The sequence below is a fragment of the Enterococcus sp. S86.2 genome (genome assembly GCF_059834485.2).
The window spans coordinates 1,848,972-1,872,138 of record NZ_CM206813.1; the positions used below are offsets into that span (position 1 = coordinate 1,848,972).

General features: G+C 36.8%; 28 protein-coding genes. 10 read left to right on the top strand and 18 right to left on the bottom strand.

Features of this window, described 5'->3' with window-relative positions:
- Positions 1-518 precede the first annotated feature (518 nt).
- The 3 genes from AC6R0T_RS08645 to AC6R0T_RS08655 form a co-directional block, all read right to left on the bottom strand.
- On the bottom strand, positions 519-1,976 hold the full coding sequence (locus tag AC6R0T_RS08645; protein WP_230709116.1) for a peptide MFS transporter: 1,458 nt from the start codon (positions 1,974-1,976) through the stop codon (positions 519-521).
- A 263-nt stretch (positions 1,977-2,239) separates the two neighbouring features.
- Positions 2,240-2,596 carry a TetR-like C-terminal domain-containing protein gene (locus tag AC6R0T_RS08650; RefSeq protein WP_303754712.1) on the bottom strand — a complete coding sequence of 119 codons (357 nt, stop codon included), beginning with the start codon at positions 2,594-2,596 and terminating at the stop codon, positions 2,240-2,242.
- A gap of 26 nt (positions 2,597-2,622) precedes the next feature.
- A complete protein-coding gene (locus AC6R0T_RS08655) occupies positions 2,623-2,829 on the bottom strand; it encodes a TetR/AcrR family transcriptional regulator (RefSeq protein WP_303754711.1) in 207 nt (68 codons plus the stop codon).
- A 140-nt stretch (positions 2,830-2,969) separates the two neighbouring features.
- On the opposite strand from AC6R0T_RS08655, the gene AC6R0T_RS08660 reads away from it, so the two are divergent.
- The gene (locus AC6R0T_RS08660; protein ID WP_303754765.1) at positions 2,970-3,995 is read left to right on the top strand and encodes a linear amide C-N hydrolase; all 1,026 of its coding nucleotides are present in this window, start codon (positions 2,970-2,972) and stop codon (positions 3,993-3,995) included.
- 101 nt (positions 3,996-4,096) lie between these two features.
- The gene (locus AC6R0T_RS08665) at positions 4,097-4,705 is read left to right on the top strand and encodes a DUF4867 family protein (protein ID WP_303754710.1); all 609 of its coding nucleotides are present in this window, start codon (positions 4,097-4,099) and stop codon (positions 4,703-4,705) included.
- 216 nt (positions 4,706-4,921) lie between these two features.
- On the opposite strand, the gene rplS is transcribed toward AC6R0T_RS08665, so the two are convergent.
- The 9 genes from rplS to rpsP all read right to left on the bottom strand — a co-directional run bounded on the left by rplS (position 4,922) and on the right by rpsP (position 10,777).
- On the bottom strand, positions 4,922-5,269 hold the full coding sequence (rplS, locus tag AC6R0T_RS08670; protein WP_071864872.1) for a 50S ribosomal protein L19: 348 nt from the start codon (positions 5,267-5,269) through the stop codon (positions 4,922-4,924).
- 131 nt (positions 5,270-5,400) lie between these two features.
- Complete coding sequence (locus tag AC6R0T_RS08675) at positions 5,401-6,663, bottom strand: TIGR00341 family protein (protein ID WP_303754709.1); 1,263 nt, start codon at positions 6,661-6,663, stop codon at positions 5,401-5,403.
- Positions 6,664-6,879: 216 nt separating this feature from the next.
- A complete protein-coding gene (trmD, locus tag AC6R0T_RS08680; protein WP_303754764.1) occupies positions 6,880-7,617 on the bottom strand; it encodes a tRNA (guanosine(37)-N1)-methyltransferase TrmD in 738 nt (245 codons plus the stop codon).
- Positions 7,607-8,128: a ribosome maturation factor RimM gene (rimM, locus tag AC6R0T_RS08685; RefSeq protein WP_206904821.1), complete on the bottom strand. Its 522-nt coding sequence runs from the start codon at positions 8,126-8,128 to the stop codon at positions 7,607-7,609. The genes trmD and rimM overlap by 11 nt, the downstream gene beginning before the upstream one ends.
- Before the next feature lie 63 nt (positions 8,129-8,191).
- Positions 8,192-8,725: a DUF3267 domain-containing protein gene (locus tag AC6R0T_RS08690; RefSeq protein WP_206904823.1), complete on the bottom strand. Its 534-nt coding sequence runs from the start codon at positions 8,723-8,725 to the stop codon at positions 8,192-8,194.
- Between the two features lie 223 nt (positions 8,726-8,948).
- Positions 8,949-9,752 (bottom strand): hypothetical protein, encoded by an 804-nt coding sequence (locus AC6R0T_RS08695; RefSeq protein ID WP_303754707.1) that lies wholly within the window; start codon positions 9,750-9,752, stop codon positions 8,949-8,951.
- 121 nt (positions 9,753-9,873) lie between these two features.
- Positions 9,874-10,137 (bottom strand): hypothetical protein, encoded by a 264-nt coding sequence (locus AC6R0T_RS08700; RefSeq protein ID WP_230709123.1) that lies wholly within the window; start codon positions 10,135-10,137, stop codon positions 9,874-9,876.
- A 110-nt stretch (positions 10,138-10,247) separates the two neighbouring features.
- The gene (locus AC6R0T_RS08705; protein ID WP_206904836.1) at positions 10,248-10,493 is read right to left on the bottom strand and encodes a KH domain-containing protein; all 246 of its coding nucleotides are present in this window, start codon (positions 10,491-10,493) and stop codon (positions 10,248-10,250) included.
- An 11-nt stretch (positions 10,494-10,504) separates the two neighbouring features.
- Positions 10,505-10,777 carry a 30S ribosomal protein S16 gene (gene rpsP / locus AC6R0T_RS08710; protein ID WP_016171544.1) on the bottom strand — a complete coding sequence of 91 codons (273 nt, stop codon included), beginning with the start codon at positions 10,775-10,777 and terminating at the stop codon, positions 10,505-10,507.
- A gap of 256 nt (positions 10,778-11,033) precedes the next feature.
- On the opposite strand from rpsP, the gene AC6R0T_RS08715 reads away from it, so the two are divergent.
- On the top strand, positions 11,034-11,588 hold the full coding sequence (locus AC6R0T_RS08715; RefSeq protein WP_206904840.1) for an NADPH-dependent FMN reductase: 555 nt from the start codon (positions 11,034-11,036) through the stop codon (positions 11,586-11,588).
- A 165-nt stretch (positions 11,589-11,753) separates the two neighbouring features.
- On the opposite strand, the gene AC6R0T_RS08720 is transcribed toward AC6R0T_RS08715, so the two are convergent.
- Positions 11,754-12,326 carry a DNA-3-methyladenine glycosylase I gene (locus tag AC6R0T_RS08720; RefSeq protein ID WP_282462329.1) on the bottom strand — a complete coding sequence of 191 codons (573 nt, stop codon included), beginning with the start codon at positions 12,324-12,326 and terminating at the stop codon, positions 11,754-11,756.
- Between the two features lie 157 nt (positions 12,327-12,483).
- Between AC6R0T_RS08720 and AC6R0T_RS08725 the strand changes: the two genes are divergently transcribed.
- The 4 genes from AC6R0T_RS08725 to AC6R0T_RS08740 all read left to right on the top strand — a co-directional run bounded on the left by AC6R0T_RS08725 (position 12,484) and on the right by AC6R0T_RS08740 (position 15,920).
- Complete coding sequence (locus AC6R0T_RS08725; protein ID WP_206904847.1) at positions 12,484-12,867, top strand: GntR family transcriptional regulator; 384 nt, start codon at positions 12,484-12,486, stop codon at positions 12,865-12,867.
- Positions 12,864-13,742, top strand: coding sequence for an ATP-binding cassette domain-containing protein (locus AC6R0T_RS08730; protein ID WP_206904849.1), 879 nt, complete (start codon positions 12,864-12,866; stop codon positions 13,740-13,742). The genes AC6R0T_RS08725 and AC6R0T_RS08730 overlap by 4 nt, the downstream gene beginning before the upstream one ends.
- A 14-nt stretch (positions 13,743-13,756) precedes the next feature.
- Positions 13,757-14,965: an ABC-2 family transporter permease gene (locus tag AC6R0T_RS08735; RefSeq protein WP_303754706.1), complete on the top strand. Its 1,209-nt coding sequence runs from the start codon at positions 13,757-13,759 to the stop codon at positions 14,963-14,965.
- A gap of 145 nt (positions 14,966-15,110) precedes the next feature.
- Complete coding sequence (locus AC6R0T_RS08740) at positions 15,111-15,920, top strand: HAD family hydrolase (protein ID WP_230709128.1); 810 nt, start codon at positions 15,111-15,113, stop codon at positions 15,918-15,920.
- Between the two features lie 225 nt (positions 15,921-16,145).
- On the opposite strand, the gene AC6R0T_RS08745 is transcribed toward AC6R0T_RS08740, so the two are convergent.
- The 4 genes from AC6R0T_RS08745 to AC6R0T_RS08760 form a co-directional block, all read right to left on the bottom strand.
- Positions 16,146-16,655 carry a GNAT family N-acetyltransferase gene (locus AC6R0T_RS08745; RefSeq protein ID WP_303754705.1) on the bottom strand — a complete coding sequence of 170 codons (510 nt, stop codon included), beginning with the start codon at positions 16,653-16,655 and terminating at the stop codon, positions 16,146-16,148.
- A 148-nt stretch (positions 16,656-16,803) separates the two neighbouring features.
- Positions 16,804-18,216, bottom strand: coding sequence for a signal recognition particle protein (gene ffh, locus AC6R0T_RS08750; protein ID WP_206904860.1), 1,413 nt, complete (start codon positions 18,214-18,216; stop codon positions 16,804-16,806).
- A gap of 25 nt (positions 18,217-18,241) precedes the next feature.
- On the bottom strand, positions 18,242-18,580 hold the full coding sequence (locus AC6R0T_RS08755) for a putative DNA-binding protein (protein WP_206904863.1): 339 nt from the start codon (positions 18,578-18,580) through the stop codon (positions 18,242-18,244).
- 27 nt (positions 18,581-18,607) lie between these two features.
- Entirely contained in the window at positions 18,608-19,078 is a 471-nt protein-coding gene (locus AC6R0T_RS08760) for a 2-thiouracil desulfurase family protein (RefSeq protein ID WP_303754703.1), read from the bottom strand.
- A 209-nt stretch (positions 19,079-19,287) separates the two neighbouring features.
- Here AC6R0T_RS08760 and AC6R0T_RS08765 point away from each other — a divergent pair, with 209 nt between their 5' ends.
- Both AC6R0T_RS08765 and AC6R0T_RS08770 read left to right on the top strand, forming a co-directional pair.
- On the top strand, positions 19,288-20,019 hold the full coding sequence (locus tag AC6R0T_RS08765) for a response regulator transcription factor (RefSeq protein ID WP_303754702.1): 732 nt from the start codon (positions 19,288-19,290) through the stop codon (positions 20,017-20,019).
- A complete protein-coding gene (locus AC6R0T_RS08770) occupies positions 20,016-21,752 on the top strand; it encodes a sensor histidine kinase (protein WP_206904871.1) in 1,737 nt (578 codons plus the stop codon). Before AC6R0T_RS08765 ends, AC6R0T_RS08770 begins: the two co-directional genes overlap by 4 nt.
- A gap of 78 nt (positions 21,753-21,830) precedes the next feature.
- Here the strand turns inward: AC6R0T_RS08770 and AC6R0T_RS08775 are convergent, their stop codons facing one another.
- On the bottom strand, positions 21,831-22,712 hold the full coding sequence (locus AC6R0T_RS08775; RefSeq protein ID WP_303754701.1) for a phosphate ABC transporter substrate-binding protein: 882 nt from the start codon (positions 22,710-22,712) through the stop codon (positions 21,831-21,833).
- A gap of 205 nt (positions 22,713-22,917) precedes the next feature.
- On the opposite strand from AC6R0T_RS08775, the gene AC6R0T_RS08780 reads away from it, so the two are divergent.
- Positions 22,918-23,121: a DUF4649 family protein gene (locus AC6R0T_RS08780; RefSeq protein ID WP_206904875.1), complete on the top strand. Its 204-nt coding sequence runs from the start codon at positions 22,918-22,920 to the stop codon at positions 23,119-23,121.
- Positions 23,122-23,167: the final 46 nt, after the last annotated feature.

Sequence of the window (23,167 nt, forward strand, 5' to 3'; positions counted from 1 at the left end):
ACCCTCCTTTTTAAAAGAATTTCAAACGTTTACATTTTGTTAACTTCTATAAAAATCATAGCATTTTCTGAAAAAAAGCTTAAACAAAGTGTATCTAAGAAAAAGTGCTCTCATAATAAAAAAACAAAAAAATATTGAAGAAAAATGATATAAAACAAATAATATTGAATTAAAAAGGTTCCTTTATTCCTATCAAACTACTGTTTATCAACGTATTAAGAAATTATTAAAGAGTTAATTAAATAGCTTTTCTTTTAGGAAAACAGAAATTTTCACGTAATAAAAAACAGCAATAAATATTAAGAATTTATTAAGGGGAATTTCCTTCTCAGACCTTTTTTGGAAAAGACAAATAGCTGTAAAGCTAGTATTTAAATAAAAAAAGTACATTACCAGCCTCTTTAAAGAAACTGACAACGTACTTTTGTAAATCGATAAGAATGGATAAGTTTATCACAAGTAAAAATGGTGATTTCAATACTTCTGCTCTAAGTTATGGGATTTCTTCAGTCTTTTTATTAATGAATATTACCAATCAACCGACGAATTGGTTTTTTAGCACAATAAAGTAGAATCCCTACAACAACGGCTACCCCACCAACAATCGCAAAGTAACTTCCTTCTGTGCTAGGTGAATAAAAACGGGTTATTTGCGCATTGATTGCTTGTGAAGAAGCATCTGCTAATAACCAAATAGCCAAGGTCTGCGCTTCAAAAGCTTTTGGTGCTAATTTGGTCGTGACAGACAAACCCACCGGTGAAAGGCACATCTCACCGGCAATCATAATAAAGAAACTCCCTACTAACCACATGGGGCTTACTTTATGATCAACGCCGAAAATTAAGCTTGGAAACATCAACAATACAAAGGAAAGCCCTGCTAAGATCAAGCCAATCGCAAATTTCACTTCTGTAGTTGGCTGTTTTTTACCTAACTTTGTCCATAGAGCGACAAAAACTGGCGTCAACAATACGACGAACAGCGGATTTAAGGTTTGGTATAGACTAGCCGGAATCGCGATGCCAAAAATGGTAGATTGGGTACGATCCGCCGCAAAAAGTGCCAATATTGATGAGCCTTGTTCTTCTAGTGACCAAAAAACTATCGCGGATAAAAACAATGGGATATAGGCTAAAACTTTTTTCTTTTCATCAGCGGTAACGTCTTTTGAACGTAACATCGTCGTAAAGTAATAGACCGGCAGCAATATTCCTAAAACACTAATACTGTCAATAAAGAAATCAACATCCAGACGGTTGAAAATAAACGCTCCACCAAAAAGGATGCCAACTAAAATTACAGCCACAACCAAATTGCGGAAAAATTTGGTCCGTTCGGCGCCGACTAATGGATTGGCAACGTTAACGCCAATATTTGCTAAAGTTTTGCGTCCTTGGATACGGTACTGGACTAAACCAAAGAACATCCCCACTGCTGCAATTGAAAAACCTAAGTGGTAGTTAACATTTTGTCCTAGCGTCCCCACCACAAGCGGGGCGATCAGACTACCGATATTAATCCCCATATAAAAAATGGAAAATGCTGTATCGCGGCGTAAATCCTCTTTGGAGTAAAGATGGCCCACCATACCGGAAACATTTGATTTGAGCATCCCGGTGCCAATCACAATTAAAATCATCGAAATAAAAAGTGCCGCTAAACCAAAAGGCGTTGCTAAGACGAGATGACCAAACATAATAAAAATACCGCCATAAAATACTGTCTTGTGGGATCCCAACAATCGATCAGAGATCCAGCCTCCCACGATACTCGACATATAAACTAACGAACCATAAATCGACATGATAGCAACTGCAGTTGATTTAGGCAAACCCAAGCCGCCATTTGTAACGGCATCATACATATAATAAAGTAGAATTGCGCGCATACCGTAGTAGCTAAATCGTTCCCACATTTCAGTGAAAAACAATGTCGCTAGCCCTCGCGGTTGCCCCATAAAAGTTTTTTCTTCCATAAAAAAGCCCCTTTTACTTCATTTTTTAAAATAAAGAAATTTTTCTGAAAATTCACAGGGACTAGTTTATTCTTTTCACTTATAAAATTCAAGAATAATTAACTGAGAGAATTTTGGGGAAAGTACTATTTTTTTTAACCACAATTAAAAATTCATTTTCAAGATAAAGCAGGTTATTTTTAAATCAGGCTTTTATAATCTTTTTTCATGAGATAAAGGTTGGTTTTTTCACATTAATCAATTTGCTAAAAGCGCAGTGAGCTTCATAAATTAAACCGATTTGAAAATTTTTTCTTAACTAGTTGATTACTTATTTCTTCATCAATCGTTGCAATCATTGCAATCAATTTTTCTTTCGAAAAAGAAAAGTCAGACTTACTCCACCGTCTTACAAGCATAAAACTTCCCTGTACCTGATAATCTGCCAGATAGAGAAGTTCTTCTGAAATATACTCTGTCTGAAGTATGACTTGCCAGCTTTTAAAACAAGCTGATTGAAATAATACTGTTAAACGCGCTAAAAATGTAGCTGGTGCATGATCACTAAAGAGCATCTTGCAAAACTTTTGATTCTGATCTACATAAGTAAACAGCAGTTGGTAGTACTGCGTTAAATCCACAGTAAAATTTTCATTGATTAACTGGTTTACTGTTCAATTACGCTATCTTCTATTTCTGTGTATAACGCATAGATATCTTCATAATGCGCATAAAAAGTCGAGCGGTGCACATCAGCGTAATCTGTTAATTCTCGAATTGTAATATTTTCTAATTTTTTTTCGTTAAACAACACCGCTAAACTTTCTTGTAAAACTTTTTTTGTACGTCTTACGCGACGATCTGCTTGATTCATCTTTTTTCTCCTTAATCGACAGACTATCTCTCTTTTGTCGGTTAACCGACAAAACGGCTGTTTATTAACCATTGTAGCCAAAAGCATTCGCATAATACAATAATTTCATCAAAAAGAAAAGAGGTAGTATTGTGAAACGAATGTTAAAACTTATTGCAGGAGGCGCATTATTTCTTTGCATCATTTTAGCCATCCTTTTATTTACAAAGATCAAAACAATCAATTCAATCAAAAAAATTGAAGGTGATTTTTATCACGTTCGTTATACAGCCGATTATAAGTTAGATGAAATTTTGGCCCATGGTGTCGCAAGTGTTAAAGATTTGGAAAAACAAGTATCAAAAAAAATATTTTTTGGCTACCCAATTGAAACAAACGAAAACTTATTCGGCTGTAGCGCGTTTACAGCGGTCACACCTGCTGGAAAAAATTTAGTCGGCCGGAATTTTGATTACGCTAAAGCCGGCTCACTACTCGTCTACACAAAACCCAAAAAAGGTTATGCTGCTTATTCAATGGTCAGTTTATCTCATCTTGGTGTTTCAAAAAAAGAGCAGACAATGCCTGAAACACTGCGAGGTAAACTGGCTATTTTAGCTGCTCCATACGGCTGTGTAGATGGCATGAATGAAAAAGGGTTAAGCGTTTCTGTTCTTGAATTACAGACTGAACCTACCCAACAAAACACCGGTAAAATACCTATTATCACCACAGTTTCTGTACGCATGCTATTAGATAAAGCCGCAACGACAGAAGAAGCCATAAATTTATTAAAAAAATACGATATGCACTCTTCTGCTGGCAAACCTTATCACTTTTTAATTGCTGATCGCAGTGGGAAAAGCGTCATAGTTGATTGGGCTGGCCAAAAAATGAATACTATTTCCACAAACATCGCCACAAATTTCCAACTTTCTAAAGGAGATGATTTGGGCGTTGGCATCGGTCATGAGCGATATAATATTTTGAAAAAAACTTTAACAGCTAAAAAAAATACGTTATCTGCCAAAGAAACGATGAATCTATTACAAAAAGTGAGTATCCCGTGGAATGGTGAATGGCAAACAGAATGGTCAATTGTTTATCATTTAGATGATTTTACTGTCGATCTTGTTAACGATATGAATTATAAAAGTCTGCATCATTTTTCAGAAAACAGCAATTAAACAAACACTTTACACACTATATTTAAACTAAAACAAACAAAACAATGCAAATACAAACAAAAAGTAGTAAAATAGAAATGAAAAAAGAAAGGGGTTACGAAATGAAAACAGTAAAAGATTCATCTTTCAAATCTTATGGCCGCGTTATCACAGAACATGATTTCAGCAACATGATTCAAGCAATGGAAGAAAAGAACATGATTGATGTACCAGAATCTGGTAATCAATATATCGCATCAGTACCAGCTATTGAAGCATTGCCAGAATTTGATTGGGTTAGAAAAAATATTTTTGCTGGCCTATCAATTCAATTTGGTTCTGGAGCCGGTCATAACCAAGCCATTACCGCAATTGAATTTCATCAAGGCAGTGAAGTCATCGTCGCTGTAACCGATGCGCTATTAGTTGTTGGGCATCGTTATGACATTGTCAACAATACTTACGACGCCCAATTAATGGAAAGTTTTTTATTAGAAAAAGGAACTGCAATTGAGCTATTTGGCACAACCTTGCACTACAGTCCAATTGAAACAAACAAAACGGGTTATAAACAGGCCATTGCCCTAATCAAAGGCACCAACACTCCACTAACAGAAGAAGTGGACAACCCATTAGTTAAAGTCACCAATAAATTCATGTTAGTCCATGAATCACGTAAAGATAAAATTGCCGACGGCTTTTTGGTTGGGTTAATTGATAAACGAATTTAGACTTATTTGAAATACGAGTATAAAAAGTTGACTACCAATAACTTTTTATACTCGTATTCTTTTGTGTATTAAAAAATGTCTTTTATTCAGCTAAGTAAAGGATTAATAAAGGCCAGGTTTTCTATCTCACTTTTATTAATTCAATAATAGGACTAACAAAATAAAAAAAAAGAACCCTTATAAAATAAGGGTTCTTTTTCCATTCGATAATAATAATTAACGACGGATTTCTTTGATACGAGCAGCTTTCCCGTGTAAAGCACGTAAGTAGTACAATTTCGCACGACGAACTTTACCGTAGCGAACTACTTCGATTTTAGCAACACGTGGTGTGTGCAATGGGAAAGTACGTTCAACGCCAACACCGTTTGATACTTTACGAACAGTGTAAGTTTCGCTGATACCAGCACCGCGGCGTTTGATTACAACACCTTCAAATAACTGGATACGTTCTCTTGTACCTTCGACAACTTTCGCGTGAACACGAACAGTGTCCCCAGGACGAAAAGCAGGAATGTCAGTACGTAGTTGTTCTTGAGTTAGTTCTTGAATCAATGGATTCATTTTTATCATTCTCCTTATTTCCAAACAATCATAGGATGACACACCCCAGCGGATTATCGTAATAGTTGAGTGAAACACTCACTAAAGTATACTACCATAGATCAAATCAGGATGTAAAGAAGATTTTCTTGTCATTTTCCTTTTTTTATGACGTTTTTAATGGCATAGTCGCTATTTGCAATTAATTTATCTAAAGTAGCTTGTATTTGTTCTTGTTGCTCTTTTGTCACCTCTGGAGCGATAGTAACGATTATTTGCCCTGTCTCTTTTTTTGTGGTAGTTAACCTATCTGTTTTAACCTTTATTACCTGAGTTGCATAGTCAAGAAAAAGTTGGCGTTTAATTTCACTTAGTGTTTCAGTTAATGACGCACTTTCAGCCTGATTCGTAACGACTTTGGCTGCATTTTGATTTTGTAATTTTTGATCAATATAACGGTCAATGTCTTGCATGTTAACCGTTTCGTTATTTGCCACTTGATTGATCACCAACTGATAATCCTCTAAATGATAATCACTAAGTTTTTTAGCCAAATCTTCTAATTCGGCTCCCGCAGGCTTAGTTCCCAATAAATCTAAGGTTAACTGATGTCGCTTGCCGTCAATATTTTGATTTAAAATATAGTAATCTGCCATCGCTTCAGCGACAAAACGTTTAGCCCTTTGTTGCGACATTTCAGTTTGAATTAGCGTTCCTGCTGAGATAAAACTTGGAATGGCAATGAGAACTGCAGCCCCTATCATCATATAATGGCGGCGTCTTTGTTTTGTAGTATCCACTTGCATCCGAAAATTCAAATGCAATACCCGTACGACAATAAACGTTGTAATCATAATAAAGGCAACATTAACTAAAAATAAATAACCGGCTCCCAAAAAGATTGACCACGCTTGGGTATAAATACCATACCCCATCACACACAGTGGCGGCATTAAAGCTGTAGCAATCGCAACACCGGGTACAATATTATTGGCTTCTCTTTGTCTAGCACCAATCATCCCTGCGGTTCCACCTAAAATTGCAATTAGTGCATCCCAAATCGTTGGTTCCGTTCGAGCCAAAATTTCACTGCTAGCATAAGTTAAAGGAGAAAACCAAAAATAAAGCGTTGCTGTTACAACAGCAAATAGCGCCTCTAAAACTAATAGGCGCAATGCTTGAATTGTCAGTCGACTATCAAAAACTCCCAAACCCAGCCCTAAGCCTTGAACTGGTGCCATTAACGGCGAAATGAGCATTGCACCAATTAAAATCGGTTGTGAATTCATATTTAAGCCAATTGAAGCAATAAAAATGGCACAAATCAAGATGACAAAATTTTCTTTTTTGATATTGATACTAGCAGAAATCTTTTCATAAAGTTCCTCATTGCTTAGCACACTACTTTTCGCCATAAAAAGGACTCCTCTCATCAAGGTATCTCTTTTAATTGTACCAAGAGAAAAGTTTTTTATGAAATTTAAACTTAACACCAAATTTTATTGAGCATATCAATTATGAAAAACACACCAATAAAAAAATTAAAAAAACTCGTCATTCACTGTGGTTGCTCTATACAACCAACAGTAATTAACGAGCATACACTTAATCAAGGTTGACTTTTAATACCTTTACGCTTCTTCTTGTTTAATTTCAGCTAATAGCTTTTCCATTTCTTTTGTTAAAGGAAATTGGGCTAGCATATCGGGACGACGCAAATAAGTACGCCGCAATGATTCTTTTAATTGCCAAGATGCAATCAACTTGTGATTGCCGTTCATCAAAACTTCTGGTACTTTCATTCCCTCAAATTCGGCTGGCCGGGTGTATTGCGGATGCTCTAATAAACCCGTGGAATGAGAATCCGTTTGAGCCGAGGTTTCATTTCCTAAAACATCGGGTAATAAGCGAACTGTGGCATCAATCATGACCATCGCCCCTAGCTCGCCTCCAGTTAGAACATAATCCCCCAAAGAGATTTCATCTGTCACTAAACTCCTAATTCGTTCATCATACCCCTCATAATGGCCACAAATAAAAATTAAATGGTCTTCTTTGGAAAACTCTTCTGCTACGCTTTGATCAAATTTTTTGCCCGCAGGATCTAGCAAGATCACTCTTTTTTTGACAGTTGGTGTTTTTGCTTCGATTGCTTTTAAGTTGTCGTAAATCGGCTGTACTTTTAAAAGCATCCCCGCGCCGCCACCATAAGGATAATCATCTACTGTTTTATGTTTATTATTGGCATAATCGCGAAAATTAGAAACATTGATCTCCAATAATCCTTTGTCCTGCGCTTTGCCAATAATAGATTCACCCATTGGTCCTTCAAACATCCGGGGAAATAGCGTTAAGACATCAATTCTCATCGTCAATCAACCCTTCTGGTAGTTCAACATTGACCACACCATTGTCCAAGTCAATTCCTGTCACAACTGACGCGATATAAGGAATTAGGGCATCTTTTTTACCTTTACGTTGTACGACCCAGACATCATTTGCTCCCGGTGATAAAATTTCTTTGATTTTGCCAATTTCTTGCTTATTTTCATCCAAAACTGTCAATCCAATAATTTGATGATAATAATATTCATCTTCTTCCAAATTAGCTAAATCCTCTTTGTTCACTTTTAAAATACCATCGCGAAAATTTTGGACATCATTAATATTAGGGTAACCTTCAAAAGTTAATAGATCAAAGTTTTTATGGCGGCGATGACTTGCTACAGTCAAGCTTAAAGGAGGCATACCTTCTTTGAATAAAAGCAAGGTTGCCCCTTTTTGATACCGCTCTTCGGGAAAATCTGTTAATGAGATAACACGAACTTCGCCACGGATCCCATGGGTATTGACAATTTTTCCTACATTTAAATATTCCATTTAATAGCCTCTTTCTCTCAAGTAGAATTTCTGATTTATTTTATCACGGTTACTGCCGGTTTTCTAGCCTACTTCGTGAAAGGTCAAGCCAACCTCTGTATCTTCTACTAATAAATTTTTAGGGGTCTTTAAAAGGAGATAACACCAATAAAAATCACCCGCACATGCCCCGCTATGGGCTGCCACTAAAAGACGTAGCCATGCATAAGGCCAAGTATTCATAATCAGTAACAAGCCAGTTGTAAGCAATACAAATGGAGCAATACTAATCATGAAAAATTGCCATTTAGGATACAGTGAACCAGGACTTGTAGCATAGGCCATACCATTTTTAAAACCAAATTTTACTTGGCCTTTCAAATTAAAGATTTTGAAAAAAATACCATGGATGCCTTCGTGAATAATGACAATCACCAAAAAACTAATAATAATTGCGCCAATTTCTAGTAAAAATGAGATACTTTGAAAATTATGCTGATTAAATGGCGGCAACAACAGCACACCATAACAAATCGCCATAATTACCAAGGCAGCTATGTTTAACTTTTTGATAACTTTTTCATCTTCTAAAAGATTTAATTCACGATAAACTTTCATTTTATCTCACCACTTTTTTTAATTACCATTTCCACATAACTTCCCAAATGTATTTTTATTATAACATTTTTAATTTTACTCAGAAGCAATTTCTTTTCTACCAACATTAGCTTTTTCATATTTAGAGTCAATAAAAGCTCCACGAACGAAGAAATTGCCGCCAAAAATTTAACTTTAGCAGTATTGATTTCGTTTGTAGAGCATAAAGTTCGCCGTATTTTATTTATTTATTCATAGAAACTGCCATCTCCAAGGCAGGAATTGTATCTTCATGGGTGACAGTATAAACCGTTTTGTCTACTTGCCAGACGACCTGATTACTTTCATAACCATTTTGTGCCATATCAATGGTAATTTGTCCAACACTTTTTGGTGCAGGTAACATGGCTTTTTCTAAATAATTTACCACTTCTTTGGCTAAGGCTGTACCATCTTGCCCATTAACATTACTTGCCCGCAGCACAATCGACCAGTTGCCTTCTTTCCAATTTAAATAAGTTGAGCCTGCAGCACCTTGACTATAGGCGGTAATATCATGACCCAAGTCCACTTTTTGGCCCCCATCATCAAATTGGTAGTTGACCGCCTTTTTAGCGGCATCTTTACTGGCAAACTGCTCCATTTTATAACGGGCAAAGGGTGTTTGCTGGTTTAAAGATTGATCGTTTAAAACCAGTGGTGCATCCATAATATAATACAAAACCGCCAAACTGTCTTTTTGCTTATCCATCGCAATATTCAAAGCACGATTTTCATCCCGCGGAATATTAGTTGGCAGTAAGGTCTTCGGATTTTCTTTTTTTAATTTGGCTAAGGCGTCAGCCTTTTTCTCACTTGAACTTGATTTCGTCGTGTTTTTAGTACTTTCACTTGACTTTGTTTTTGTTTCAGAATTTTTATCTGTTGTCGTAGTGGTTGCGTTTGTTTGTGCTGTACTTTTATCTTCTTCACTATTGGCAGCTGGTGTTTTACTTGCACAAGCTGTCAGGGTTAAAAGTAAAGCCCCCAATAAAATTATCTTTTTCATTTTAATCCTCCAAATTTAAGACATAAATTTTTGAGCGATTCCAATCAATAAAAAAAAGATTATTGATTAAAATTAAGCGTACTCAATTTGAAGACAATTGACAATCAATACGACTTAAAGGCTACCCAATCTTATCTGAAACCCAGTTACTAACATTATGAAACGCTTCTTTAACAAAGTCTACACTACTATTTAAAACAGAATCAATTCCATCGGCATTAATGTGTGTTACTGTTTGATTAAACCAGTTGGCAATATCGTCTTTGAAAATCCATACCAAAAAAATTGCCATAGCTAGCCCTAAAAGACGCCATAAAAAGGAGCCTAATTTAAAAATAATAAACAAAATAATGATAATTGCTACAATTACAAGCCATTGTGTCATCTTTTTTTCCTCCTGACTTTTCTTTTATTATCTATCAGAAAAGATTTCTTGTCCTCCGTCTTGAGTATGAAAAAAAGACAGTCCCAAAAAGGAACTGCCTTAATCTTTATCTACTTGCCATCTAGAATGTTTAGACGGACTTTTTTGGTACCTTCAGTACGTACGCCGTAAACAATTGTACGAATAGCTTTGGCTACTCGCCCTTGTTTGCCGATAATACGACCGATATCTTCTGGTGCCACGCTTAAATTATACTCATAAAAGTCAGCTGACTCTTCAACATTAAGTTTAACAAGATCAGGCTGAGTAACTAACGGACGAACAATCGTCAAGACTAAATCAGTTAAATCAGTCATCATTGGTCACCTTATTTCGTATATTTTGCTTCGTGGTGTTTTTTCATAACGCCTTGTTTTGAAAGGATGTTACGAACAGTATCAGAAGGTTGTGCACCTTTTTGCAACCAATCAAGTACTAAATCTTCTTTGATTGTTACTTCTGCAGGGTCAATCAAAGGATTGTAAGTACCTACAGTTTCGATGAAACGTCCATCACGAGGAGAACGAGAGTCTGCTACTACGATACGGTAAAAAGGTTTCTTTTTAGAACCCATACGTTTTAAACGGATTTTTACTGCCATTACAATTCCACCTCCATATAATTTAATCACAAGAGGTAGTTTAACAGGTTTTTCACTTGGTGTAAAGAGTTTTTTCTTTACAGCTAAAATAAAAATTTTTTAAACATTCATTTAAAGAATTTCCACTAGCTCCAATTAAAAATAGCGTTCGTTTTTTAACAAGACTTATCTTTTGTTTTTTTCATACTTTTCTTGTTATGATTGTTGTAACGAAAGCATTTATCACAGGTATAAAACTATAGGAGGAATATGATTTATGAAAACAATTGGTTTTATCGTCGGTAGCCTACGGAAAGATTCTTACAACTTAGCCGTTGCCAAAGAATTTGCAAAATTATTGCCCGCTGGTTTTGAAGCAAAGTTCATTGAAATTTCAGACTTGCCTTTTTACAACGAAGATTTGGAAAATGAAAATGATATGCCCGCAAGCTGGAAACGGCTACGAAGTGAAGTGGCTACAGTAGATGGCGTCTTCTTCTTTTCACCTGAATACAATCGTTCTGTCCCTGCCGCTTTAAAAAACGCCTTAGATGTTGGTTCACGTCCGATGGGTTCTAGTGTCTGGGGTGGCAAACCAGCTCTTGTGGTTACCGCTTCTCCTGGTGGCATTGGCGGTTTTGGTGCTAACCATCATATCCGTCAATCGCTTGTCTTTTTAGACATGCCAACCTTGCAACAACCAGAAGCTTATATTGGTGGCATTCATAATCTTGTTAAAGAAGACGGCTCGATTATTGAAGATACGGCTAAATTCTTCCAACTAATCGTAGATAAATACATCGCCTTCTTCAATAAATTAACGGCTGAATAATAATTTTTTGGTATTAGTTAGATAGTAAAAAAAGATTGCCAAACTATATTTAAAGACCTGTGACTATTAGTGGTCACAGGTCTTTTTGATATCTATCTATCGTACTTTACGAGCTATTATTTCATTTTGAACACTTCAGTTTTATTCTTTTAGCTACAGTAAAAATCACAGCTTTTCTTGTACTTCTTCGTGACGAAAACAAATTGTAAGATGATCGTTTACAATCCCCACAGCTTGTAAGAAAGCATAGATAATTGTACTGCCAACAAATTTAAAGCCTCGTTTTTTTAAGTCTTTGGTAATTTCATCGGAAAGTGGTGTTTTTGTTGGTATTTCTTCACTCGTTTTAAAATAATGCACCACCGGTTTGCCTGCGACAAAGTGCCACAAATATGCTGAAAAACTTCCCCACTCTTTTTGAATTTGTAAAATGCAATTTGCATTGTTAATCGCCGCTGTAATTTTAAGCCGATTTCGAATGATGCCAGCGTTACCCATTAAGCTTGCAATTTTCTCATCATCAAAAGCAGCCACTTTTTCAATTTCAAAATTTTCATAGGCCTCATCAAAAGCAACACTTTTATTTAGAATCGTTTGCCAACTTAACCCCGCTTGATTACTATCCAAAACCAATTTGCGAAATAATTGCTGATCATCATATTCTGGTACGCCCCAGATGACATCGTGATATTCTTTCATTGCCTGATTACCAGTTTCGGCCCAGTCACATCGCTTCATGTTTCTTCTCCTTGTCACATTTTTCTTTATTTTAACAGATAAAACAAAAAACACTTGCTTTTTCTAGGTGTACTACATATACTAGTACACACGATGAAGGTCATTACTTTACCATTCATTTAATTATTTAACAGTAAGAAAGGAGTTGCCCACACTTATGCTTACGATTGATAAAAACAGTAGCAAACCCTATTACGAGCAGTTAGTTTTAGGGATAAAACAGCAAGTTGTCACTGGTATTTTGCAGCCTGGCGATCGCTTACCGTCTGTGCGTGAACTGGCTAAAGAATTATTGATGAATCCAAATACCATCAGTAAAGCTTATAAAGTTTTAGAAGTGGAAAATGTAATTGTAACCGTTAAAGGTAAGGGTACTTTCATTAAAAATACCGAAAATATCCCCCGTGATGAATTTCGTATCCAGCAGCTAAAGCAAAATTTTCAAGCATTAATTATTGAGGCCATGCAGTTGCAAGTGACCAAACATGAACTGATTAGTTGGTTAGAAGAACCACAGTTAAAAGGAGGAGGCACACAATGAAATTAACCCAGCTAAAAAAAATAATCGGCACAAAAACTGTTTTAACTGATATTGATTTTACCTTACATGAAAATGAGATTGTTGGGTTGATTGGCCGCAACGGCTCTGGCAAGACGACTTTGTTTCGTACCATCGCTGGTAATTATTTGCCAGATGAAGGAAGCATCACGATCAATGGTCAAAATATTACCCAGGATACAAAATTAAAAACTGAAATTTTTTATATTGATGAGTTGGATAACTTTTTAAAATATTATCCACTGCAAGGGATTAATGATTTTTATCGCACCGCCTATCCTAAGTTTAATCAAGACCTTTACTTGCAATTAATGAAAGAACATGGTCTAAATCAACGACTACACTATCGCAAAATGTCTAAAGGCATGCAAGGACTCTATCAAATGATTTTAGCAATTTCATCTAGTGCCAAATATCTTTTATTAGATGAACCCTTTGATGGCCTAGATATCATTGTCCGCAAAAAAGTAATCGGCTTACTATTAACTCATCTAGCAGAAGACGGCCGTAGCGCATTAATCGCCTCTCATAATCTGCAAGAATTAGAAGGGATTATCGATCGGGCACTACTGATTAAAGGTCAAACGATTGCAAAAGACTATACATTAGAAAATATGCGTGCCAATGCCCGCAAAATTCAGCTTGTTTTCCGCACAAAACAGATACCACCAATCGTTAAAGAAAACTCAAAGCTTGTCACAATCCAAGGACGTGTAATCGTCGCAATCTTTGAAAATTACACAGCTGAATTAGCCGCTACCATTAAAAGCTATGAACCATTAGTTTTTGAAGAACTACCGCTAACACTAGAAGATCTTTTTGAAGCCAATTTGCAAAAAGAAAAACTATTGGTTTAAGAAAGGAGTTTATTATGTTAAAGAAAATCTATTTAAAACGCTACGGTAAAGCTTTAATTGCCTTTGCTGTCATAACTTTTGGACTTTACTTTTTAAATGCCCATAGCACTGTTACTAATTGGCAATCACAAAATAACTACTATCACTCTTCTCAATTTGAAAAAGAATTTAAGGAGCATCCGGAATCTTTCACTTATTGGAATCAAGAAAATGAAAAAGATGTACCTTATACCTCAAGTAAAGATTACGTACAAGATCAGTTATATGTCTATGGTACCGCCTACTCAGAACACAATATTTCTGCTAAACAGGCACAAAAATATGATGCCAAAACAACTTATTACACTCGCTTTGGTGGCGATTTTACTATTTTAAATATTTTTCTGGTTGCTTTAGCTGGATTTTTACTTTTCTTTATTGATGAGAAGACCGCATTTAATCGTTTTTTATTTGCACTACCACAAAAACGTAAACAGCTTTTTAGGGCGAAATTGCTGTATGTTGCCTTACCTATTTTAGCGATTTTCTTACTGGGACAACTCTTTTATGTGACATATATAAAAATCGGTATTCCAGCACCCTATTTAAATGCCAGTTGGAGTCAATTACTCCATGCTGTTTTTAGTAGTTTTAGTTTAGCTACTTTGTTGTTTGCCGTAAGTATATTTATTGGTTCAATGGTGGGAAATCTAGTATTCGGTCCTTTGACTTGGCTTGTCTTTGTATTTTTTGCTAGTTTTACTCCTGGTTCTGTTACAAACTTTTTAAATCTTTTTACCTTCAAAGAATACGGGAGCTTCCCCTTTAATTTGGAAAATTTGTTTATTTATCGCATTGGTAAAACCGGTGGCTATTGGTGGATGATTCCGATTTTTCTAATTGCAGCCTTCTTATTTATCTGGTGGAGTTATCGCAAATTTACTGTTTTGTCCCTAGAAAACGACGGAGATTACTTACTTCATCGTGATTCTCGTTGGCCCGTTTGGTTTTTAATGTGGGTCTTCACCGGCTTTATTAGTTTGAACACATTTACGAATCCATGGCAAAGTTACTTGATGTTACTAGATACTCCTGAACGTATTTCATTGTTTAGCACAATTATTTCTACGCTTGTAACGCTTGTTTTACTCGGTATTATGCTCTATGTACTAGTCTTCTTTTCTACCCTTAAAGCTGCTTGGCACCATTATCGTAGTAAAAAACACGGAGTAGAACTGAACTAACTTTTAGAACAAAAATTTACAAAAAATAAATAATTTATGCAAACATTTGTAAAACGTCGTGGAATCTTCCCCGACGTTTTATTTTTTTACCCTTTTATTTGCTATACTAATAACAGTAACCGATTACAATTTGAGGAGGAAAATCATGATTAAACTGATTATTAGTGATTTGGATGGTACTTTTTTAAACAGTCAAAGTAAATTTGACGAAAATTTGTATCAAGAAGTGCGCCAAATCATGCACCGCCAAAATGTTATCTTCGCCCCATGTACAGGTAAGCAATGCGAACGGGTAGAAGCTTTATTCAAAAATGTTGGTAGTGAAGATTTATGGATCTTAGGCGATAGCGCCACGCGAATTAAACATAAAGACAAGTACATGTATGAATCCTTACTACCTAATACCATTGGCAAAAAAATTATTGCCAAACTACAAAGTATCCATCAGGACTTCACGATTATTGCCTGTACGCAAACAGCTGCCATTATTAGTGAAGACACTCCAGCCGAAAGTGAAAAAATGGTACGGGGATCTTACGAAGTAGTTGAAAAAATAGCAGACTACCAAGAAATTAACGATGACTTTGTCAAAATTACCGTTTACGATGGAAAATTAAGAAGTTATGAAGTGGCACCCCAGTTAGCTGAATTTGAAAAACAAGCTTACATCGTGGCTTCTGAAGCAGCTTGGATTGACATTACCAATTTTGGCGTACACAAACGACACACAGTTGAAGAATTGCAGCAAATTTTACAGGTCAGCTCACAAGAAACAATGGTCTTTGGCGATGGTCACAACGACTTAGAGCTTATGCAAGCTGGTGAATTTAGTTTTGCAATGCGTAATGCCTTTGAAGAAACTAAAGCAGCTGCCAAATACATCTGTAAAAGTAACGACGAGAATGGTGTCTTATTAACGATTAAACAATTATTATCGTTACAAGAGGAAAATTAAGCTAAACAACTTCACGAACTTTCTCATAAGCTCGTTTGTGAAGCCAGATATTAAAAAAAGCTTTCCGAACTCCTTTAAATCGCCTTTTCATTACAGCACATGCGTTAGAAAGGCGGGATGTGGTCATAACTGCTATGTGAGTGTTTTTACCTGTGAAAAACTTATACTTTCTTATACGAGCAAAAGTGCAGGATTTTATGCTTTAATAGCAAATCCTGCACTTTTTTATTTTGTCGCCATAAACAAATAATGCGGCATCACCACATTACGATAATTTTTAATGAAACGTTCTTTTACCACCATGCCATTGCGAATAGCAACATTCATTGAAGCTAAATTCGTATCCCGGACAGTGGAAACAACGGCTGATGCTCCCAAATTTCTAAACGCATATTCTTTTACTGCTTTAGCTGCTTCTATCCCATAGCCCACACCCCAAGCGTCATAAATCAAATGATAGCCAATTTCCAAATAGGTTTTGCCACTCACGAGTTGATCAGTTAAGCCGCATTCGCCGATAATTTTACCATCACTTTTGCGAATCATAGCCAAGAGACTATAGCCTTTTTCCTGATACAGCTTTAAATTCCAATTTAACCAATTGCTCACTTCTTCATCAGAAAAACCGCCCTCATAGGCATACATCACCCGCTCATCTTGTAAAAATTCTGCTAAAAAGTGTTCTTCCCCTTTTTCCCACGGACGCAAGATAAGACGTTTGGTTTCAATTTGCATTTTTATTTTCTCCTTTAAAAAAAAGATACAAAAACCCGAACAGCTTATATCCTTTCTTACAGACGTGTTGTTTGAAATAAACAAGCAGTAAAAAAGGCTATAGTATTCGGGTATCATCATAATAAACTAAGCCTTTTAGCCCATTAGTTTATTTGCGTTTTTTCTTTTTCTTTTGTTTTTTCATCATACGGTTCATAGCCATTTTGCCCATTTTACCTTTAATGCCAGAACCAAACATCTGATCCATTCCCGCCGGCATTTGACCTTTTGTCATTTGTTGCATCATTTTACGGGCTTCTTTAAATTGCTTAATCATGCGATTCACTTCAACCACTGAATTACCAGAACCTGCAGCAATGCGGCGACGGCGACTTGGATTTAACAAGTCCGGATCTTCTCGTTCGGCTGGTGTCATCGACATCACCATTGCTTTTTGGCGGGCGATTTGTTTAGGATCGACTTTAACATTTTCAATTCCTGGCATTTGGCTCATTCCTGGAATCATTTTTAATAAATCTTCTAAAGGTCCCATCCCCATGACTTGATCCATTTGTTCAATGAAATCGTTAAAGTCAAAGGTATTTTCCTTCATCTTTTTCGCTAATTCTTCCGCTTTTTTCTCGTCGTAATCTTGTTGCGCCTTTTCAATTAAGGTCAGCATATCCCCCATGCCTAAAATACGACTCGCCATCCGGTCGGGATGGAAAACTTCTAAGTCCGTTAATTTTTCACCAGTACCGGTAAATTTAATTGGTGCACCAGTCACTTGACGAATGGAAAGGGCAGCACCACCTCGAGTATCCCCATCTAATTTGGTAATCACGACCCCCGTGATACCTAGTTGCTGGTTAAAGCTATCTGCAACTGTAACCGCATCTTGCCCCGTCATAGCATCTACAACTAAAAGAATTTCATTGGGCTGGGCAATTTCTTTGATCTGTTTTAATTCATCCATCAGCTTTTCGTCAATGTGCAAGCGACCCGCTGTATCGATTAAAACATAATCATTTTTCTTTTCCCGTGCTAATTCCATCCCTTGGCGCACAATTTCCACTGGACTGACATCAGTTCCCATATCAAATACCGGAACATTTAATTGTTGGCCTAAAACTTTCAATTGATCAATCGCCGCTGGACGATAAACGTCACCGGCAATCATTAGTGGTCGGGCTTTTTCCGTTTTAATCAGTTGGTTGGCAAGTTTACCAGCAAATGTTGTTTTACCAGCCCCTTGTAACCCCACCATCATGATAACCGTCGGAATTTTTGGTGATTTATTTAAGGTTGCAGTCTCACTTCCCAAAGTCTTGGTTAGTTCTTCATCAACGATTTTAACAATTTGTTGCGCTGGTGATAGACTATCTAAAACTTCTGATCCGACTGCTCTTTGACGTACATTTTTAACAAATTCTTTGACAACTTTTAAATTAACGTCGGCTTCTAGTAATGCCAAGCGGATCTCCCGCATCATTTCTGTGACATCAGCCTCAGTAATCTTTCCTTTTTTACGCAACTTGCTCATGGCTTGTTGCAGGCGTTCTGTTAGATTTTCAAATGCCATTTTATTCGTTCCTTTCAACTAAAAACTATTCATCGATTTCTTGCAGTTCCTGCAAAAATTTTGGCAGCTCTGCATCTTTAGGATAATGGGCCTTAATGTAGTTTTCTGCCCGATCTAAAACTTCGCCGCGAACAATATAGTCCGAAAATAAATGAAGCTTGCGCTCATAATCTTCCAAAATTTTTTCCGTCCGCTTTATATTATCATAAACTGCCTGACGACTCACCTGAAATTCTTCTGCAATCTCCCCTAGTGAAAAATCATCGGCGTAATACAACTCCATATAATTCATCTGCTTTTCGGTCAAAAGCGTAGAATAAAATTCAAATAATGCATTCATACGATTTGTCTTTTCGATTTCCATGAGATTCCTCCTGTCATGAAAAATTAGTTAATTGGTAGCTATTGTGATCAGTTGATGATAATTGTTTTCTGAATAAACTTCTATGCCTTGCTTTACAAAATAGGCAGTTGCAACCCCGACACCAGCAACTTTATTGCCACTAAAGGCACCATCATAAATTTGATGACTGCCACAAGAAGGACTGCCCTCTTTTAAGACTACCTGCGTAACATCCAGAGCTTTCAATTTTTCATAAGCGCGTATCGCACCGGCTTTATATGCGGCGGTCACATCGACGCCTTGACAAGAAACAACCACCGCATCGCACCTCCAGACGTCAAATCCATCGCCGCCGATAATTTCAGCCGGATCTCTTGGGGTGTTTAATCCACCTAAAACCTCAGGACAAATCATAATTGCTTGTTTCTTTGCCACCAAAGCTTGCAGCTGTGGGATTGTTTGCGTATTGCCATCATAACGGCAAAAAACGCCACCTAAACAGGCACTAATTCCAATCATATGTCCTCCTTAAACAACAGCACAATTTTTATACACAAAGCTAAAATTTTAGCAACAAAAGCCATTCTTTTTTTCTTAAAAGTCAATTTAACGCCCTTTATTATAGCATTATTTCCCTTCCTTAAATAGTCCCCACCGCTTTTCTATGCTAAAATAAAACCATCTGTTGCAGGTATGCGACTAAGAAAAACACCGCAAAGGAGTTTGCTATGAAAAAAGTGTTAATCGTTGACGATGAACCTTCCATCGTCACATTGCTGACCTTTAATTTAGAAAAAGAAGGTTACGTTGTGACCTCTGCCACAGATGGTACAACTGGCTTAAAATTGGCTTTAACCAAAGATTTTGACTTTATTATCTTAGATATTATGCTGCCGGGAATTGACGGCATTGAAATTACGAAAAAATTACGGCAAGAAAAAAAAGAAACGCCGATTTTATTATTAACGGCAAAAGATGATACGATTGATCGAATCTTAGGCTTAGAAATCGGCGCTGATGATTACCTGACTAAACCCTTTAGTCCCAGAGAAGTTTTGGCCCGCATGAAAGCTATTTTTCGACGGATGCGTCCAGTTGAAACTCCGTTGCGCACCAATGAGCCAAAAGATGCCGACGATGAATTAACCGGAGAAATTTTACAAATCGGTGCAATTAAAGCGGATATGGATAATTACGAAGTCACCGTTAACGACGTAAAGATATTTTTAACCCCCAAAGAATTTGAATTACTCGTCTACTTTATGAAGCGAAAAGATCGTGTGATTGACCGTGATACGCTATTAGACCGCATCTGGAATTTCGACTTTGCCGGTCAAAGTCGCATCGTGGATGTACACGTTTCACATTTACGGGAAAAAATTGAAGAAGATCCTAAAAATCCCCGCTATCTTTTAACAGTTAGAGGCTTTGGTTACAAATTTCAGGAGCCCAAAGCATGAAAAAACGGCGTGTTTTAGAATATTTGCTGTGGATTACAACATTACTCGTGCTTTTTGTAGGAGCCTGGCAATTAATTGGTGGTTTTTTTGAGCACCAGGTCTTAAGCCAACAAGAGAATTACTTAGAAAAAAAAGGGAATCTACTGTTACGAATGGCAAAAGAAGAAAATTATAATGAGGCGAGTCTACGTCAATTGAGTCAGCACTATATTGAACACGTAGATGAACGGGTAACTTATCTGTCGGCTACTGGTAAAATTATTTTTGATACTTCTAATAGCAATCTTTTAGGGACCCGCTCCAATCGTCCCGAGGTAAAAACCGTCTTAGCCGGAGGAAAATTGGGTACTTCGCTGCGAAAAAGTGCCACTTTAAAAAAAGAATTACTCTATGTCGCGTTACCTGTGGAGCAAGACAATCATTTAATTGGTATTTTACGGATCGCCGAAAGCACGACAACTTTTATGACCGCTGCTAGTAGCGTTAGAAATTCAATTTTAACAGTGTATGTGATTTTGTGCTTGTTGATTACCATTTTTGTCTTATATTTTTTACGCCAAAAAAATCGGCCTTTAGAAACTTTATTGCCAGCGATCAAAAAAATGGTGGCTAATCCCACCCGTACTGAAACAATTATGCAAACCACGCCGCAATGGGAAGAGCTTTATCAAGCCTTAAATCAATTAAGCGAACAAATGAGCCACACGTATAAAGCCTATTCTGCAACCGAACACAAGCTGCATACACTTTTAAACGATTTAATGATTGGTATTTTCATTGTCGATAGTGAAAACAAACTCGTCATGATCAACCCTGAAATGAAACGGCAACTTGGCTTATTTCAAAATCTAGCAGAAAAAGTTAATTTTGCCGAAGTGATTAAAGATCCGCAACTTATTCAGCTAGTCTATCGCATCTCACCGAATAATCCTTTTTTACATGATGAAATTACCTTACATCAAAACGGTGAACGCGTGCTGGACATTGATTTGCGTTTATTTAACGAAGAACGGCAAATTTTAGTGATGTCTTATGATATGACACAAGTGCGCCAACTGGAAAAAATGCAGCAAGATTTCGTCAGCAATGTTTCCCACGAACTAAAAACACCTGTCACCTCCTTAATTGGCTTTACCGAAACGCTCTTAGATGGTGCCAAAGATGATCCAAAGACAACGACAGAATTTTTACGCATTATGGAAAAAGATGCCAAACGGCTGCAAGCTTTAATCCAAGATATCATTCAGCTTTCAAAAGGACGTCAAGCCCTAGATTACCCGATTCAAAACATCACTGTCGCGGAACTTTTAGCCCAAATTTTAGAAAGTTATCAAGCTCAAATTCAAGCGAAAAATTTAAGTGTTCATTTAGTAGGAGATCAAGCTTTAGTCTGGTCCACAAAAGTTGAACTTTTCTATCCGATTGCTAAAAATTTAATTGAAAATGCAATTAAGTACACACCAGAAGCTAAAAAAATTACAATTAGCTATACTCTAGCAGATAATTTAACCTTAAACGTTTCAGATCAAGGCCTTGGCATTGACAGCGATGATCAACAACGCATTTTTGAACGCTTCTATCGGGTAGACAAAGCCCGCGCAAGACAATCCGGCGGCACCGGTTTAGGCTTAGCCATTGTAAAAGAATCTGTTGAAAAACTCGGAGGCAAAGTCCAATTAGAAAGTCACCCCGGCGTTGGCTCAACCTTCACCGTGACACTACCAAAGCTCTAAATAGAGCTAAACGGCAAAAAGCTACTGACAAAATTTATTGTCAGTAGCTTTTTTAACTAGTTCTTAAAAGGAGTGTGACTATTTGTTTGTCACCTTACCATCAACAGAACGTTCAATTTTCATGGTGGTAATTGGCAGGTAACCCAATTCTTTTACAGGACCGTTTTGAATTTCATCGGTTAGTAGATAATCCAAGAATTTTTTTACATCCTTGTCTGGTTCACCTTTTGTATACATGTGTTCGTAAGACCAGATTTTCCATTTGTTTGTTTCGATATTTTCTGGGGTTGGCGTCACATTATCAACAGAAAGTTCCTGTAAACTATCGTCAATATAAGATAACGCCAAGTAACTGATAGCCCCCGGTGTTTCTGCGACTATTTTTTTCACGGTGCCAGAAGAATCTTGTTCTTGGGATTGCACCGGTGTTGCACCATCAAGTCCCCATTTTTCAAAAGTTGCTCTGGTCCCACTGCCAGAAGCACGATTAACGACTGCAATTTTTTCATCTTTGCCGCCAACTTCTTTCCAGTTGGTAATTTTACCAGTAAAAATGTCAATTAATTGCTGTTGGGAAATATTTTTGACTGCGACGTCTTTATTTACTACCGGAGCCATTCCTACAACCGCTACTTTGTGGTCCACTAGCTCTTTTGCATCGACACCATCTTTTTCTTCGGCAAAAACATCTGAGTTGCCAATCGTTACAGCACCAGCAGCAACTTGGCTCAACCCTGTACCACTTCCGCCACCTTGAACAGTAATTTGATAATTGGGATTTTCAGTAGTAAAACTATCTTTGGCTGCCTCAACTAATGGTTGTAAGGCTGTTGAACCAACCGCGGTAATTTTTGCACCGCTTGCTTTATTTTCTTCTCCAGTTTTTGCACTGCCATTCCCACAGGCCGCTAATAATAAAGTTGCTGCCACTGCAGTTGCTACTAAATATACTTTTTTCACGTTTTCCACTCCTATCTTTAATTACAAATTCAGTTTACACAAGCTTTGTAAACTTGATATAAGCAGTGTGTAAAGATTTTATCAAGCATTGTAAAATTTACGTAAACCAATTTGTCATGAGCTTATTTCACCCTCATTTTAAAAAAAAGGAATATAATAAAAGTTGTAAAGACAATTGTGTTACATAAGAAAGGAATTGATAATCATGTTAGAAATTCATTACATCGTAACCGGTTCAGATGAAGAAGTAAAAAAATACGACAAAGCTAGTGATTTTGTTGGGGCGCAATATAAAGAAGTGCCAGACTTACAAGATAACTATCAAGTAACCAAAGCACTATTAGACGGCAAAGAAATTGAATTAGACGACAAAACCATTGGCGGTTTATTCAATTATTTGAATAAATAGTTAAATAATTCTAAGTTACTTTTTGAAGATTAAAAAAACCACTTAT